The following is a 14,898-nucleotide window of genomic DNA, read 5'->3' on the forward strand; positions in this document are numbered from 1 at the left end:
AGTTCTTACGAAACCGGCCTTAGCTCACCCACTGGTCGTGGCCCAGCTTCGCGACCAACGCCACCACCACCACCAGCAACACCACCCGCACGAACCCGGAGCCGCGGCGCAACGCCATCCGCGCCCCCAGCACCGCGCCGGCGATGTTGCACACGGCCATGCCCGCGCCCAGCAGCCACCACACGTGCCCGGTCGCCGCGAACACCACCAGCGCGCCCAGGTTCGTCCCCGCGTTGACGACCTTCGCCATCGCCGAGCCGTGCACGAAGTCCGCGCCCACGAGGGCGGTGAACGCCAACACCAGGAACGTGCCGGTGCCCGGGCCGATCAACCCGTCGTACAGGGCGATCCCCACCCCGGCCACCGCGATCACCGCCGCCACCCGCACCGTGGTGCGCTTCGCCGGCACCGCGACCGCTCCCATCCGGGGACGCAACAGCACGAAGACCGCCACCGCCACCAGCACCACAAGGACGACCGGCCGGTACGCCGACGCCGGCACCGCCCCGGCCAGCGCCGCGCCCACCCCCGCGCTGAGCACCGCGAGCCCCGCCGCCGGGCCCGCCACCCGCCAGTCGACAGTCGTCCTGCGCGCGTACGTCGCCGCCGCCGTGGCCGTGCCGAAGATCGCGGCCAGCTTGTTCGTGCCCAGCGCGGTGGCCACCGGCAACCCCGGGGCGGCCACCAACAACGCCGGCAGCAGCAACAACCCGCCACCACCGACCACGGCATCGACCCACCCGGCCATCGCCGCGGCGGCCAGCAGAGTACTCAGCGTCACGGCGTCCACGGGCGGCAATTCTGCCCACCCGCCACGCCGCAACGGGCACCGAGTGGTCAGCCTCACCCGCTCACCGACCCCGCGTACGCCGCAACCACACCCCCAACGCGCCGATCGCCACGAACACCAGCACCGAACACAGCAACACCTTCACCACCCGGCAACCATGCCACGGGCACGTAAGGTGCAGGAGTGCGCCTGGCCACCTTCAACCTGCTGCACGGACGGTCCCTCACCGACGGGCTCGTCGACTCCGACCGACTCGCCGCCGCGATCGGGGCCCTCGACGCGGACGTGCTCGCCCTTCAGGAGGTCGACCGCGACCAACGTCGCAGCGGCAACCTCGACCTCACCGCCATCGCCGCCCGCGCCCTCGGCGCACCACACCACCGCTTCGCCGCGGCCGTCGTCGGCACCCCCGGCGAACAGTTCCGCCCTCTGCGCCACGAAGACGACGGCCACGGGGAGCCCTGCTACGGCATCGGCCTGATCAGCCGACACCCCGTCCGCAGCTGGCAGGTCACCCGACTCAAGCCGGCACCGGTGCGCTCACCGGTCTACGTGCCCGGCCCCCGCGGCGGTCTCATCCTGCTGCACGACGAGCCCCGCGTGATCCTCGCCGCCGTCCTGGACACCCCGCACGGCCCCCTCACCGTCGCCGCGACCCACCTGTCCTTCGTGCCCGGCTGGAACGCCCGCCAACTACGTCAGACCGTCCGTGCCCTGCGCGCGCTACCGGGGCCCCGCGTCCTGCTCGGCGACCTCAACCTGCCCGCCGGAGCGGCCCGGCTCATCTCCGGCTGGCACCCCCTGGGCCGACGCCCCACCTACCCGTCCGGGCAGCCCCGCGTCCAACTCGACCACATCCTCGCCGACCGACACGCCCTCGCCGCCCTCCCACCGGTCCGCGCGGTCACCGCGCCGTCGTCCACCATCAGCGACCACCGCCCCCTGCTGGTCGACCTCGGCTGACAACCAGCCCTTCGGGATGTGCCGCCATCGTGGGCAACGAATGTCTAGGGTGGGCTCACCGACACCACCGCCGTTGCGCCATCGCCACCCCCGACACCAACGGAGCTGACCATGAGCGACACGCCGGACACCATCGTCCTCATCCACGGGTTCTGGGTCACCCCCCGCAGTTGGGAACACTGGGTCACCCACTACCAGGCCAAGGGCTTCCAGGTGCTCACCCCCACCTACCCGGGGCTGGAAGGCGAGGTCGAGGCGATCAACGCCGACCCAAGCCCCCTGGAGACGCTGACCGCGCCGCAGGTCATCGACCATCTCATCGAAGTCGTCGCCGCGCTGCCCAAGCCGCCGATCATCATGGGCCACTCCGCCGGCGGGGCGTTCACCCAGGTACTGCTCGACCGGGGGTACGGCGCCAGCGCCGTCGCCCTCAACTCGGCGCCCACCGAAGGCGTCAGGAACATCCCGTTCTCGCAGCTGCGCTCCACCTTCCCGGTGCTGCGCAACCCCGCCAACCGGCACCGCGCCGTCGGGTTCACCTTCGAGCAGTGGCACTACGCCTTCACCAACACCTTCGACGAACAGACCGCCCGCGCCCTGTACGAGCGCTACGCCATCCCCGCCGCCGGCGGCATCCTCTGGGACAGCGTCCTGGCCAACCTGCTGCCCGGCCCCCAGGACATCGCGGTCGACTACCACAACGACCAACGCGCCCCGCTGCTGTTCATCTCCGGCTCCGAGGACCACATCATGCCGCCCAGCGTGCAGCGCTCCAACGCCGCGCACTACAAGGGCGACACCATCACCGAGGTCGAGCTCTTCGAGGGGTACGCGCACCTGCTGCCCGCCCAGCAGGGCTGGCAGCGCATCGCCGACGTCGCCCTCGACTGGGCCCTGCGGCACGCTCGGTGAGCACCGCACACCCGATGCGGATCACCCATATCGGTGGTCCCACCACGCTGATCGAAATCGGCGGGTGGCGGCTGCTCACCGACCCCACGTTCGACCCGCCCGGGCGGCGCTACACCTTCGGCTGGGGTACCTCGTCGCGCAAAATCACCGGCCCGGCGATCCCCGCCGCCGACATCGGGCCAATCCATGCGGTGCTGCTCAGCCACGACCACCACGGCGACAACCTCGACCACAACGGCCGGGCGCTGCTGAGCGCTGCGGGCACGGTCATCACCACCGTGCCCGGGGCACGACGGCTCGGCCCCGACACCCGGGGCCTGCGCGCCGGGCAGCGCACCCGGCTCACGCAGCCCGGACGGCCGACGATCGACGTGACCGCCACGCCGTGCCGGCACGGTCCGCCACTGAGCGGCCCGATCGTCGGCGCCGTCATCGGCTTCGTCCTGCGCTGGGCCGGGCAACAACACGGCGCGCTCTGGATCACCGGCGACACGGTGCTGACCCGCCGGGTACGCCAGGTCGCAACCCGCATCCGGGTCGGCACGGTGCTGCTGCACCTGGGCGGAGTGCGATTCCCCGTCACCGGTCCGCTGCGCTACTCGATGACGGCCCGGCGGGCCGCGAAACTCTGCGCCGCCCTGCGACCCCACACCGCGATCCCGGTGCACTACGAGGGCTGGCAGCACTTCCAGGAACCCCGCGAGGTCATCGAGCGCGCGTTCACCGCCGCGCCGCCTCTGGTACGCGACAGCATCCGCTGGCTCCCACCGGGTGAGCCCACCACCATCAACGCCTGAGGGCGGGGGAGCGGACCGCCAAGTCGCAAGATTCCCTCAAGATCATTGCATCGACGGACTTCGACGATCATGCTGGTCGACACGCCACGATCAACTCGTCGGAGGCCACATGAGACGCCAGCGACAAACCCTCATCGCCGTGTCCACCCTCATCGCCCTCACCCTCACCACCGCAGCCACCCCCGCCAACGCCCACACCGCCGCACCACCCGACCAGGTCACCGCCCTCACCGCCCACCAGGCCGACGGATACACCACCCTCGCCTGGCAACCCGTCGACGGCGCCACCGACTACCAGATCGAACGCACCCCCGTCGACGCCGACAACACCCCCACCGGCGCACCCACCATCGTCGGTATCTGGCGACCCAACCGCCAGATCAACCAACAGGCACCCACCTTCGCCGACGCCGGCTACAACCCCGGCGACACCTTCCAATGGCGCGTACGCGCCCGCACCGACACCACCGAACAGCCCTACTCCGACCCGGTCACCGCCACCACCACCGCACCCTGGGGCAACCCCACCACCCCCGGCGAGCAACTGCGCACCGGCTGGGAAACCACCCACGCCGCGCAGTACACCAGCGACACCGACGAGTACGCCTACACCGCCGCCATCGACGCCCTCAGCGACCGCGTACGCGTCGTCGAACTCGGCCGCACCGTCCAGAACCGACCCATCAACATGATGGTCATCGGCCACCCCACCCCGGCGGCCACCCCGCAAGCCGTCGCCGCCACCGCACCAGTGGCCATCAACTGCAACGTGCACGGCAACGAACCCGGCGACCGCGAAGCCTGCCTCATCATGGCCCGCCAACTCGCCTTCAGCACCGACCCCCGCATCACCGACCTGCTCAGCCACACCACCGTCCTGATCGTCCCCACCATCAACGGAGACGGCCGCGCCAACAACACCCGCGGCAACTCCACCGGCCAGGACCTCAACCGCGACTACTCCCTGATCCGCCAACCCGAGACCGCCGCGTACATCAAAATGGTCCGCGACTACCGACCCGTCGCCGGCTACGACGGCCACGAGTTCGGCAACTCCCGCGCCGGCGACCTGCCGATGCTGCCCCCACGGCACCAGAACGTCGCCCAACCCATCTTCGACCAGTCCCAGGACATGATCGAAGGCCACATGTACGCCAAGGGCGCCGAAGCCGGCTGGTGGGCCTGCCCCTACGGCTGCGAAGGCGGCGGCAACGTCGGCCTCAGCGAGGAAACCATCCTGCGCAACACCCTCGGGCTCAAGAACGTCACCAACTCCCTGCTGGAACTGCGCAGCGCCGGCGGCCAGACCCGCCCCGACGAGGGCAACACCGCCAACAACCGGCGCCGCAAGACCTACTCCGCCCTGTGGACGTTCCAGCAGTTCCTCGACTACCACCGCGCCGACCGCGCCGACATCCTGAAAGCCCGCAGCGAAGCCATCGAAACCCAAGCCGCCAACACCGGCCGGCTGGTCTTCCGCGGCTCCCGCCCCATCCCCGCCCACCCGGCACCGCACCCCGGCGACAGCCCACCACCACTCGACGCGCCCCCCGCCGACCTGATCCTCGACAACCCGCCCTGCGCCTACAAACTCACCGACGAGCAGTACAACGGCGCCCGCACCGACGGACCCGGTGGCGTCGGCACCACCGTCGCCCAGCGCATCGCCGCCCACGGCTGGAAGGTCATCAAGACCGAGGACGGCTACTACGTCCCCCTCAACCAACCCGAACGCGGCCTCATCCCTCTGCTCCTCGACGGCAAGGGCGTGGAGAAGCTGACCGACGGCGAACGCGTCTATCCCACCCTCACCGGCCGCCGCAACGGACCCCTGACCGTCACCGGCTTCACCTGCGCCGACGACGCCACCATCAACGGCCCGGTCACCGTCCGGGCCGGCGCGGCACTCGTCGCGACCGGAACGACCATCAGCGGCCCGGTCACCGCCACCGGCGCCGCCGGCATCCTCCTCGCCGACGGCACCATCAACGGCCCGGTCCAGATCGCGAAGACCACCAACGCGGTCTCCGTCATCGACGTCACCATCGCCGGCCCGGTCAGCCTGACCGGCAACACCACCGGCACCGACGCACCCCTGCTGGTCGGCAACACCATCCGCGGCCCACTCAACTGCACGGCAAACAACCCCGCCCCGACCAACCTGGGCGTGGCCAACACCGTGCACGGCCCCCGCACCACCCAGTGCGCGGCACTGTGACCGACAACTAGCGAGCCATCACGCCGGCGGCGCGGACCCGACACCCGCGCCGCCGGCACCCCACCAGCAACACCGCACCCGTGGAGGCCGCCGTGTCGCACCCCGCCACCGCACCGCGACACCGACGATCCCGCGGACCGCACGGCGCTCGACGCGTCCGCCGGACGCTCGGCCTGCTCCTGCCGACCCTGCTGCTGGCCGCCTGCACCGGCAGCCCGGCAGCCCCCCGCACGGACGCCGCGCCCGCCAACACCGCACCCCAGCCCACCGGGCCACTCTGCGCCGCCCTGCCCACCGGCACCGACCCCGGCAACCCGAGCTTCCTCGCCGGGCAACCCGTCGAGGCGGCGCTGCGCTGGATCCCCACCCTCACCACGTTCGAAGCGGCACTGCGCACCAGCGGCGTCCTCAACGACCTACCCGCCGGCGAGGGCGTCACCCTCCTGGCGCCCTCCGACGACGCCTTCGCCGCCACGTTCTCCGAGGACAACTGGGACGACCTCATGACCCACCACACCGACCAGCTCCGCACCCTGCTGAAAGCCCACCTCATCACCGGAAACCACCCGATCGCCGACCTCACCACCGCCGGCACCGCCACCACCCTCGACGGCGTCACCGTCACCGTCACCCGCACCGGGCCCACCGCCCGCCTCGGCGACCGCGCCGACACGGTCTGCGCCGACTACCAGGCCACCAACGCCCGCATCCACCTCATCAACGCCGTCCTCGGCCCCCTGCCCGTCACCGCCGACGGCACCGGCCACCGCGCACACTGACCACCCTCACCCCGGCGGCACCAGACCCGCCAACGCGCGGTTGGTCCGATTGGCGCGGACCGCGTCACGCTGCTGCCCGGCCGTCACCTCGATGTACGTCTGCGACGACGCCAACGACGCGTGCCCCAACAACCGCATGATCTCCGCCGCGCTCGCACCGTCCTCCGCCAACCGGGTCGCGAACGTGTGCCGCAGCGCGTGCAGCCGCGCCCCCCGCGGCACCCGGTCACCGATACCGGCCCGCCGGTAACACGACTCGACGAGATACTGCAGGCCACCACGGCGCAACGGCTCACCACGCCGATCCACCAGAAACGGCGAGTCGGGGCGTACCGACCGCGAACCGAAGCGCCGCACCCGACTGTCCAGGTAGTCCCGCAGCACCCGGTCCAGATCCGCCTCGATCGGCACCACCCGAGGCCGCCCACCCTTGCCCGCCACCTCGACCCGCCGCTCACCGGGCCGACCGCCGAGCGAGTCGACGCGCAACGCCAGCAACTCCGACAGACGCAGCCCGGCGCAGAGCGCCACCGCCAACACCGCCACGTCCCGCTCCGGCCACGGGTCGCGTTGCCGGCCCTCGTCCCGCGCGGCGGACGCGAGCAGCACCTCGGGGGTGTCCGCGCCGCGCAACGGCTTCGGCTGGGGGAGTAGCGCCCGAGGCCGCCCAACCGCCGGCATCGGATTGCCCGCCACGAACCCGTCAGCGACCAGGAACGTGAAGAAGTTGTTCCAGGTGGACCAGGCCCTGTGCACCGACGCGGGCGCCCGGGGGGCGGCGAACCGGGCGAAGGCCGCGCGCATCACCCGGGGGGAGAGGTCGGTGATCGACAACGCGTCCAGGGGTAGGGGAGGGGTGGCATCCTCCGCGACCAGAGCCGCGATCGTTCGCAGATCCCTGCGGTACGCGGCCAGGGTGTGCGGGGAGGGCTTACGGGTGGCCCGCGCGGTCAGGAACTCCTCGATCAGCACCCCGAGCGATTCGTCCCGTTTGTCATGCATAAGGGATATTATGCAGCATTTTCGGGTTTCCTGGAAGCAAGGAGGGGGAGTGCGGTGACCGAACCGCGGCGCTACGTCCTGACCGGAGCCCAGGGAACCGGCAAGACCACACTGGTCGAGGCGCTGGGCCGCCGCGGACACCCGGTAATCCGGGAGGCCGGGATCGACCGGATCGCCAGCGCGGGGACCTACCGCACGTACCGTGCCCGGTATGACGTCACCAGCCGCCACCTGTCCCGACTGTGGCCGATCCGGCCGGCCGACTGTGTACCGGGAGCCCGACGAGCCCATAGGTTGGGTCTGCCCCGAGGGGCACACGTGGCAGGCGGCCGACCATCCTGGGTGGGCTCCCTGGGCAACGCCAACCGTCGTCGCCGGAGGCAGCGATGCGGATGACGCGTCGGTTTCGACGGACCCCGCGGACTTCGTCAGGGACGGTCGGGTGTGGCGGATCGGCACGGCCAGCGACGTCGCCTGGCTCGCCGACCGCACCACACTGGGTGTCGCGATTACCGCGGCGATTCCGCCAGTATTCGCTGCATACGCCACCTTCTACCCGCCCGACGGCGTCAGCTTCGTCGACCACGAGCGCGCCGTGGTCGACGAACTGGCCGCGTACACCCCGGACCAGCCGTGGTGGCTGGGCTATCTCCAGACCGGCGCCCACGACGTCGTCTTCCCGCGTGCTCCACGGGTGTCCCTGTACGGGGACTGGTCCTACGTGCTGGTCGAAGCCGGACCCGAGCAGGCCCTGACCTGGCGGACCGGTCACATGCGCGGCAACGGGCCGCTGCCTGACCTGTTGTTTCCGGCGGATCGCTCCTGGCTGATCTCCGCCCTCTGGGACGACACCTGGACTGACATCGGCGCCAGCGCCGCCCTCGTCGCGGCGCTGCACCACAATCCGCTGGTCAACGCCCGCCGCGTCGGGCCCGATGACGACGCCCTGCCGCCAGGGCTGATGCGCGAGTAGTGGCTGCTTGCCCACGGTGAGGGGACCACCAAACAAGTCTACTTTACATAATGTGCATTATCGAACTTTACGTTGGTGGGTCGGAAGTAGTCGAGAAGGGCCTGAGCCTGCCGCGCCCGCGCCTCGATCAACGAGATCCGCGAGGCATCATGGAACGTGTCTGACCATCGTGGTCCAACGCGGCCAGATCCGGTTCTCTACCCGGACGTTGCTCGCGCGGGCAGTCTCGACCGCATTCTGCAAACCGAGTTCGATGAAGTTGCCCCGCTCCTGCGTGCCCTTCCCGACGCAGCACCCGGTTGGCGTTTCGTGGGAGCGAGAGTGCACGACGGCGCGCGCACCGCCACTGCCCTCATGGGCACCAACGAGCGGATCTTCCTGATGCAGTTCTGCGCGGGTGGAGTCTGCCTGGCGCGGGGCAACACCGACGATCTGCACGCGGTGGCCGGCGCGATGCGGACCTGGCAGTCAGGGTCGCGACTTCGGGAGCTGGGTCGCGATTGGTCGTTCGTTACCTTCAGCCCTCTCGCTGAGGCGCACGAGCGTGGCGACGCCGCCGAGTACACCTGGCGGCAGTACCACAAGAACGCCCGTCGGGCTCCGCAACTGCTCCGCCTGCATTCCTTCATCACAGTGGCCATCCGCGAGCCCCGGCTGCGCCTGCTGATGCCCTTCTTCAGTCATGGGGCCCTCGGCTTCAGCAGAACCGCTGGCTTTCCCTACAGCGGCGACTGCCCCTGGGTCGAACCACTGGACGGCGATCGGTACCGGGTGGCGGCGGCAGACCGCCGATGCGAGTGGGGAATCGCTGATGCTGCTCGCAGTGTCGCTCTGGTTCTGGCTGGGCTGCCGGATTGGACTTCAACGCATCGGGTCAGCGGTCGCGTTCAGATGTGCTTGAGGGAGTAGTCCGCGTTGGTATAGGCGCCTCCCTGCGGCGCGCGGGAGTCGACGTGCTCCTCGGCGCCCGGCACGTGGGCGGCGTGGTCTTCCGCGTTGTCGACCGGCGTGTAGCCGAGATTGATGCCCGCGTCCAGGCTCCAGAATCGGCGGGTGTTCGCCGACACGGCGTAGGCGGTCACAAAGGAGACGGCAGGCGCGGTGCTGGCCGCCCGGATGAAACCCGCACAGTCGCGTGGGCTGAGCCACGTGGCGAGATATCGCGCTTCATCTGGGCTGTCCTCTACGCTCCCGATGCGCAGGCACACCACGGACAGGGCGAATTTGTCCGCGTACAGGCGGCCAAGCGCCTCGATCGCTACCTTGCTCACGCCGTAGAAGCCGTCCGGTCGGACTGGATCATCAGGGTCCACGACCTTCCCGACCGGATAGAAGCCGGTGACCCGGTTGCTGCTGGCCAGGACGACTCGGCCGACCCGCTGCCGGCGGGCAGCCTCGAGCACGTGGAACGTGCCCAGCACGTTGCCGTTCAACAGGTTGGCCAGCGGTGCCTCGTCCGGCACGCCAGCGAGGTGAATCACGACGTCGGCACCCTCGAACGCCGAGACCACGGCGTCGAGGTTGGCCAGGTCCAGGCAGATGACTCGTTCCGTCGGCGACTGCGGGGTCAGCGGGTCGCGATCGATGAGGACAAGCTGACGGGCCTCGTTACGTAGGGCTTCCCGAACGATGGTGCCGATGCGACCGGCTGCGCCCGTGACGACGACGGTGCCGAGAGATGGAGTCATGGCGGCAGTGTCCTCTCCCCTACCGACACGTCGGCGGTCGTACGGCGCAGCCAGTCCTGGGTGAGTGAGCGCAGCAGGGTGGGTTGTTCGTACGGCAGGTAGTGCCCGGCCCCGTCGATCACGCTGTAGGTGCCGCGCGAATAGTGGCGCATGGCGTGGAACTGGTCGGCGTACCCGACGATGCGGTCCTGCCGGCCGGTGATCACGCTGACCGGGCTGTCGAAGACGACCTCGGTGTTCTCGTCGGGTAGCGCGTAGTCGGGGCCGCTCTGCAACTCCTGTTGGAATGTCGGGTCACCGGGGCCGCCGGAGTTCAGTGCGGCGAGCACCGTCGCGACGACCCCTGGGGTGCGGTGACCCAGGGCGGCGTCCAGATGTGGGTGCAGTTCGGTGGGAGCGGCGTCGAGCCAGCCCGGGGGTGCTTCGAGTGGTGGGTCGTCGGGCAGGTTGCGGCTGTGGCGGGCGATGGTGACACCGGGGCAGACGAGGAGCAGGCCGCGGACGAGGTCGGGTCGTTGGCGGGCGATGCCGGCGGCCAGGTACGCGCCGTAGGAGCCGCCGGCGAGCAGGGCTGGCGTGTCGAGGTGGTGGTCGAGCCAGGCGCAGACGGTGTCCAGCACTGCCTGGGAGGTGGGTGGGCAGTGTGCGGGGGTGTCTCCGTGGCCGGGTAGGTCCAGGTAGATCTCTCGTAGGCCGGTGCCGGCGAAGGCGGGGTGGAAGGCGGCGGCCGTGGCGGCGCGGCTCATGCTGAACATGGGGAGGCACACCACCGCTGGTCCGGTCTCCGCCGTGTGGTCGAACGCCAGGTTCATCGGGAGTCCTCGTTGGGTTTGTCGGCGGTGGGGTTCAGGTTCACCGTCTCATGCCGGGCGGGCCGCGGGTGAAACTGGTCTGCGTCTTCGGTGGGTGGTGTCTACAGTGGTGCGCTCCGGCCACTGCCCGTTCGCCGCGAACGGCGGGGCCGCACATCACCACGGGGGAACGCCTTGACGAGTAAGTCTGTCCGTATTGTGGTTGGCCTGGTGGCGACCGTCGGCCTCGTTGTGGGCTGCCAGCCTGCCGAGAAGGAGAATGCTGGGGCCGCCGCCCCGCCGTCGCCGACCGTGGCGCCGAGCCCGACCGTCGACGTGGCGGCGAACAGCAAGCAGGTCTGCGACGCCAGTCTCGTTTTTGTGAAGAAGCACTACGTCGCGATGGCTGATGATGCGATCGCCGCGATCGACAAGCCGGTCAGCGCCAAGGAGGCGGGCGCGAAGGTTCGCGGCCACTACACGGCGCTGTTGCAGGACCTCAAGACGGCGGCGCCGACCGCTGCCGATCCGCAGGTGCGCACCGCGTTGGAGACCCTGGCCGCCGGGGTGGAGAAGCACCTGGCCGGTCCGAAGGCCACCGAGATCGAGGCGCCGGATCTCGACCCGCCGCTGAAGGCGTTGGACACCGTCTGCGGTCGCTGAGCGTCGTGGGCACCGGCCGGGTCGGCCGGTGCCCACGAACCGGGTGCGCCGGGGGTACGGGTCAGATCCAGGGCACCTGTGGGGACGGGTAGAAGTCGACCTGTTGCAGTCGCCAGCGGGGTGCCTGCTCCCCCAGTCTGGTGCGGAATGATTCCCAGTCGTGGCTGGTGGTGGTTGACCAGCCGAGTTCGGCGATCGCCGGTAGGCGGGGGAAGGCCATGTGTTCGATGTCGTCGAGGGTGCGCAGCGTCTCGGACCACAGTGGGGCCTCGACGCCGAGGATGGCGTTCTCGCCGATGCCGGTGACCCGGGTGGCGGGGTCCCAGCCGTACGCGTCGGACACCTCGATCAGGCCGGCCCAGCGTAGGCCGAGGCGGGTGTTGGCGTCGTACTTCATGTCGAGGTAGGCCTTGTTCGCCGGTGACATGACGACTTTGGTGCCGCGGGCGGCGGCCGCGACGAGGCTGGCGTTTGTGGTGCCGGTGCCCCAGAACTGGGCGACGTCGTCGGTGGAGGTGTCGGCCTGGGTGATTTCGTTCCAGCCGTAGGCGCGTTTGCCGTATTTCGTGACCAGGGGCAGGACCCGGTTCATGAAGGTGCGGTAGTCCTCGTCGGTGGTGGCGTGGGCTTCGTCGCCGCCGATGTGCAGGAATGGTCCGGGGGTGATGGCGGCGATTTCGCGGATGACGTCCTCGACGAAGCGGTAGGTGAGGTCGTCGTTGATGCAGAGGGAGCTGTAGCCGACGGCGATGTCGGTGCGCGGGGGCGGTGCGACGCCGTCGCAGTTGAGTTCGGGGTAGGTCGACTGGGCGGCGTTGGTGTGCCCGGGCATGTCGATCTCGGGGATGATCGTGATGTGTCGTGCGGCGGCGTAGGCGACGACGGCTGTGTAGTCAGCCTTGGTGAGGTATCCGGGGCCGACGCCGTCGACTCCGGTGCCGGGTCCGCCGCCGACGGTGGTGAGGCGGGGCCAGGAGTCGATCTGGATGCGCCAGCCCTGGTCGTCGGTCAGGTGCAGGTGCAGGTAGTTGATTTTGTACTGGCTGAGCAGGTCCACGTAGGCGGTGATGTCGTCGACGGTGTGGAAGTGGCGTGCGAGGTCGAGCATCGCGCCGCGGTAGGCGAAGCGTGGGTAGTCGATGATTCGTCCGCCGGGGATTGTCCAGGTGGTCCGCTGCCGGTCGGGTGCCTCGATCTGGGCGGGGAGCAGTTGGCGCAGGGTCTGGGTGCCGGCGAACAGCCCGGCGGGGGTGTTGGCGCGGATCGTGACGCTGCGGCGGGTGACGTCGAGTTGGTAGCCCTGCTGGCCGATGCGGTCGTCGGCGCCGCCGATGAGCAGAGCGATCTCGGGTAGCGGGGTGGAGCGTACGGGCAGGACGGGCAGGGCGTGGCCGGTGGCGGGGCGCAGTGTGGTGGCGAGTTGGTGGCCGATGTGCCGGGCGGCGGCTGAGCCGGGGGTGGTGCGGATGACGGTCAGGGGGGTGATGCGGAATGTGTTGTGCGCGTCGGGGTGGGTTTCGACAGGTGCGGGGATGACGTCGCTGAGGTGTCGGGCTGGTGCGGTGGGTGTCGCGGCGGCGGCGGGTGTTGCGGGCAGGGTGACGGGTAGCGCGAGTGCGGCTATGGCCAGCAGCCGTGTGGTGGTGTGTCGGCGACGCACGGTACCTCCAGGCCTCGTCGTGATCGACGATTGTCGATTAGAGGGGCAGGTTACCGGCGTCTCGCCTGCACTGTAAACCTTCCTTAAGATAGGGGCGCGTCGAGACAGTGCTGTCGCCGACCTGACGTACACCGCACGCTGGGGAATTCCGGGAGTGGTCGTGCCGTTGTCCGTTCGGAAGATCAGGTTCGGATGATCGAATGGGAAGTGCCATGCACATGCGCTCAGACGCGGTAGTGCTGTTCGGCGTCACGGGAGACCTCGTCTCGAAGAAGCTGTTTCCGGCGCTGTACGAGTTGACCCGGCGCGACCGTCTCGACGTTCCGGTGATCGGTGTGGCCCGCTCCCCCTGGGACGATCAGCAGTTGGTCACCATGGCCCGCAAGTCGGTCACCGAGGCCCAGGACGAGATCGACGACGAGGCCTTCGACCGACTGGCGGACAACCTCTCGATGATCTCCGGCAACTACGCGGACCCAGCGACGTACCAGCGGCTGGCGCAGCGGCTGCGCGACGCCGAGCGGCCGGTCTTCTACCTGGCGATCCCTCCGGCGGTGTTCGGCTCCGTCGTCGAGGGCCTGGCGGCCGTGGGTCTGGCCGACCGGGGTCGGGTGATCGTGGAGAAGCCGTTCGGGCGTGACCTGGAGTCGTCCCGCGAGCTGGATCGCACAGTGGGCGCGGCCTTCGCGCCGGAGCGGGTGTTCCGCATCGACCACTACCTCGGCAAGGAAGCCGTCGAGGGTCTCTACGCCTTCCGGTTCGCCAACCGGCTGTTCGAGCCGCTGTGGAACAACGAGCACATCGACAACATCCAGGTGACGCTCGCCGAGGCCTTCGGCACCCAGGGCCGGGCCGGCTTCTACGACACCGTGGGCGCGACCCGGGACGTGTTGCAGAACCACATCCTGCAGGTCGTGGCGCTCATCGCGATGGAGGCGCCGGCCAGCGAGGACACCACGGCGTTCCGGGAGGCGGAGGCCGCGGTGCTGCGGCAGATCGCGCCGCTGTCGCCGGACTCCACCGTCCGGGGGCAGTACGCGGGCTACCGCGGCGAGCCGGGCGTGGCGGCGGATTCGAACACGGAGACGTTCGTGGCGACCCGGTTGACGGTCGACTCCCCCCGGTGGGCGGGTGTGCCGTTCTACCTGCGTGCTGGCAAGTCCCTGGCGGGGACGGCGACGGAGGTCGTTGTCGAGTTCAAGCAGCCGCAGCGCTCGCTGATCCCGGCCGAGCGGGGTCAGGCCACCGCCGCGAACCTGCTGCGGTTCCGGCTCGGGCGCGGCGACGGCATCACCATGTCGATCCAGGCGAAGAGCCCGGGTGCTGAGGTGGCGAGCCGTCCGGTGGACCTGTCCGTCGACTTCGGCGCGGCGCTCGGTCGCCGCCAGGAGGCGTACGAGCGGCTGCTCGACGACGCGATGGACGGGCAGCACCTGCGCTTCGCGCGTGCCGAGACGATCGAGCAGGAGTGGCGCATCGTCGAGCCGATCCTGGATCTGCCGACGGCGGTGCGGTCGTACGAGAAGGGCAGCTGGGGTCCGGCGGACGCCGACGCGCTGGCCGGCGGCTGGCACCTTCCGGACCTGCGCTAGTCGCGGCCGGAGCTGACGAAGGCGGCGTGGCCGACTTGTCGCGGTGTCCCGACTGTGGGCAAGCCGAGTC

Annotated in this window: 15 protein-coding genes; 10 read left to right on the forward strand and 5 right to left on the reverse strand. The window is 70.1% G+C overall.

Features of this window, described 5'->3' with window-relative positions; all coding sequences use genetic code 11:
* Nucleotides 1-19: 19 nt before the first annotated feature.
* A complete protein-coding gene (locus ACFYPG_RS00195) occupies nucleotides 20-790 on the reverse strand; it encodes a TSUP family transporter (RefSeq protein ID WP_355007547.1) in 771 nt (256 codons plus the stop codon).
* A gap of 183 nt (nucleotides 791-973) precedes the next feature.
* Here ACFYPG_RS00195 and ACFYPG_RS00200 point away from each other — a divergent pair, with 183 nt between their 5' ends.
* The 5 genes from ACFYPG_RS00200 to ACFYPG_RS00220 all read left to right on the forward strand — a co-directional run bounded on the left by ACFYPG_RS00200 (nucleotide 974) and on the right by ACFYPG_RS00220 (nucleotide 6,459).
* Nucleotides 974-1,753, forward strand: a complete 780-nt coding sequence (locus ACFYPG_RS00200) for an endonuclease/exonuclease/phosphatase family protein (RefSeq protein WP_355007546.1) — start codon at nucleotides 974-976, stop codon at nucleotides 1,751-1,753.
* Between the two features lie 111 nt (nucleotides 1,754-1,864).
* On the forward strand, nucleotides 1,865-2,665 hold the full coding sequence (locus ACFYPG_RS00205) for an alpha/beta hydrolase (protein WP_387349182.1): 801 nt from the start codon (nucleotides 1,865-1,867) through the stop codon (nucleotides 2,663-2,665).
* Nucleotides 2,666-2,679: 14 nt separating this feature from the next.
* Nucleotides 2,680-3,462, forward strand: a complete 783-nt coding sequence (locus tag ACFYPG_RS00210) for an MBL fold metallo-hydrolase (RefSeq protein WP_387349184.1) — start codon at nucleotides 2,680-2,682, stop codon at nucleotides 3,460-3,462.
* Between the two features lie 109 nt (nucleotides 3,463-3,571).
* Nucleotides 3,572-5,680 (forward strand): M14 family zinc carboxypeptidase, encoded by a 2,109-nt coding sequence (locus tag ACFYPG_RS00215; RefSeq protein ID WP_387349186.1) that lies wholly within the window; start codon nucleotides 3,572-3,574, stop codon nucleotides 5,678-5,680.
* 92 nt (nucleotides 5,681-5,772) lie between these two features.
* A complete protein-coding gene (locus tag ACFYPG_RS00220) occupies nucleotides 5,773-6,459 on the forward strand; it encodes a fasciclin domain-containing protein (protein ID WP_387349188.1) in 687 nt (228 codons plus the stop codon).
* A gap of 6 nt (nucleotides 6,460-6,465) precedes the next feature.
* Here ACFYPG_RS00220 and ACFYPG_RS00225 read toward each other — a convergent pair whose 3' ends face one another.
* Entirely contained in the window at nucleotides 6,466-7,461 is a 996-nt protein-coding gene (locus ACFYPG_RS00225) for a tyrosine-type recombinase/integrase (protein ID WP_387349190.1), read from the reverse strand.
* Between ACFYPG_RS00225 and ACFYPG_RS00230 the strand changes: the two genes are divergently transcribed.
* The 3 genes from ACFYPG_RS00230 (at nucleotide 7,456) to ACFYPG_RS00240 (ending at nucleotide 9,343) form a co-directional block, all read left to right on the forward strand.
* Entirely contained in the window at nucleotides 7,456-7,857 is a 402-nt protein-coding gene (locus ACFYPG_RS00230) for an AAA family ATPase (RefSeq protein ID WP_387349192.1), read from the forward strand. The two genes, ACFYPG_RS00225 and ACFYPG_RS00230, sit on opposite strands and share 6 nt — an antisense overlap.
* Before the next feature lie 46 nt (nucleotides 7,858-7,903).
* Nucleotides 7,904-8,434: a hypothetical protein gene (locus ACFYPG_RS00235; protein ID WP_387349193.1), complete on the forward strand. Its 531-nt coding sequence runs from the start codon at nucleotides 7,904-7,906 to the stop codon at nucleotides 8,432-8,434.
* Nucleotides 8,435-8,788: 354 nt separating this feature from the next.
* A complete protein-coding gene (locus ACFYPG_RS00240) occupies nucleotides 8,789-9,343 on the forward strand; it encodes a DUF6193 family natural product biosynthesis protein (protein ID WP_387349195.1) in 555 nt (184 codons plus the stop codon).
* On the opposite strand, the gene ACFYPG_RS00245 is transcribed toward ACFYPG_RS00240, so the two are convergent.
* Together ACFYPG_RS00245 and ACFYPG_RS00250 are read right to left on the reverse strand one after the other, a co-directional pair.
* Nucleotides 9,322-10,122 carry an NAD-dependent epimerase/dehydratase family protein gene (locus ACFYPG_RS00245; protein WP_387349197.1) on the reverse strand — a complete coding sequence of 267 codons (801 nt, stop codon included), beginning with the start codon at nucleotides 10,120-10,122 and terminating at the stop codon, nucleotides 9,322-9,324. The genes ACFYPG_RS00240 and ACFYPG_RS00245 overlap by 22 nt on opposite strands.
* Nucleotides 10,119-10,934 carry an alpha/beta fold hydrolase gene (locus ACFYPG_RS00250; protein ID WP_387349199.1) on the reverse strand — a complete coding sequence of 272 codons (816 nt, stop codon included), beginning with the start codon at nucleotides 10,932-10,934 and terminating at the stop codon, nucleotides 10,119-10,121. Before ACFYPG_RS00250 ends, ACFYPG_RS00245 begins: the two co-directional genes overlap by 4 nt.
* 210 nt (nucleotides 10,935-11,144) lie before the next feature.
* Between ACFYPG_RS00250 and ACFYPG_RS00255 the strand changes: the two genes are divergently transcribed.
* Entirely contained in the window at nucleotides 11,145-11,576 is a 432-nt protein-coding gene (locus ACFYPG_RS00255) for a hypothetical protein (protein WP_387349201.1), read from the forward strand.
* Between the two features lie 61 nt (nucleotides 11,577-11,637).
* Here the strand turns inward: ACFYPG_RS00255 and ACFYPG_RS00260 are convergent, their stop codons facing one another.
* The gene (locus tag ACFYPG_RS00260) at nucleotides 11,638-13,236 is read right to left on the reverse strand and encodes a beta-N-acetylhexosaminidase (RefSeq protein WP_387349202.1); all 1,599 of its coding nucleotides are present in this window, start codon (nucleotides 13,234-13,236) and stop codon (nucleotides 11,638-11,640) included.
* Nucleotides 13,237-13,448: 212 nt separating this feature from the next.
* Between ACFYPG_RS00260 and zwf the strand changes: the two genes are divergently transcribed.
* Nucleotides 13,449-14,828: a glucose-6-phosphate dehydrogenase gene (gene zwf, locus ACFYPG_RS00265; protein WP_387349203.1), complete on the forward strand. Its 1,380-nt coding sequence runs from the start codon at nucleotides 13,449-13,451 to the stop codon at nucleotides 14,826-14,828.
* The last annotated feature ends 70 nt before the right edge of the window (nucleotides 14,829-14,898 follow it).

The sequence above is a fragment of the Micromonospora sp. NPDC005553 genome (genome assembly GCF_042871765.1).
Taxonomy (GTDB): Bacteria; Actinomycetota; Actinomycetes; order Mycobacteriales; family Micromonosporaceae; genus Micromonospora.

Coding starts and splice junctions, on each gene's coding strand:
- ACFYPG_RS00205 (WP_387349182.1), top strand. CDS start 1,865: ATGAGCGACACGCCGGACACCATCGTCCTCATCCACGGGTTCTGGGTC.
- ACFYPG_RS00210 (WP_387349184.1), top strand. CDS start 2,680: ATGCGGATCACCCATATCGGTGGTCCCACCACGCTGATCGAAATCGGC.
- ACFYPG_RS00215 (WP_387349186.1), top strand. CDS start 3,572: ATGAGACGCCAGCGACAAACCCTCATCGCCGTGTCCACCCTCATCGCC.
- ACFYPG_RS00230 (WP_387349192.1), top strand. CDS start 7,456: ATGCATAAGGGATATTATGCAGCATTTTCGGGTTTCCTGGAAGCAAGG.
- ACFYPG_RS00225 (WP_387349190.1), bottom strand. CDS start 7,461: ATGCATGACAAACGGGACGAATCGCTCGGGGTGCTGATCGAGGAGTTC.
- ACFYPG_RS00240 (WP_387349195.1), top strand. CDS start 8,789: ATGGGCACCAACGAGCGGATCTTCCTGATGCAGTTCTGCGCGGGTGGA.
- ACFYPG_RS00245 (WP_387349197.1), bottom strand. CDS start 10,122: ATGACTCCATCTCTCGGCACCGTCGTCGTCACGGGCGCAGCCGGTCGC.
- ACFYPG_RS00250 (WP_387349199.1), bottom strand. CDS start 10,934: ATGAACCTGGCGTTCGACCACACGGCGGAGACCGGACCAGCGGTGGTG.
- zwf (WP_387349203.1), top strand. CDS start 13,449: ATGCACATGCGCTCAGACGCGGTAGTGCTGTTCGGCGTCACGGGAGAC.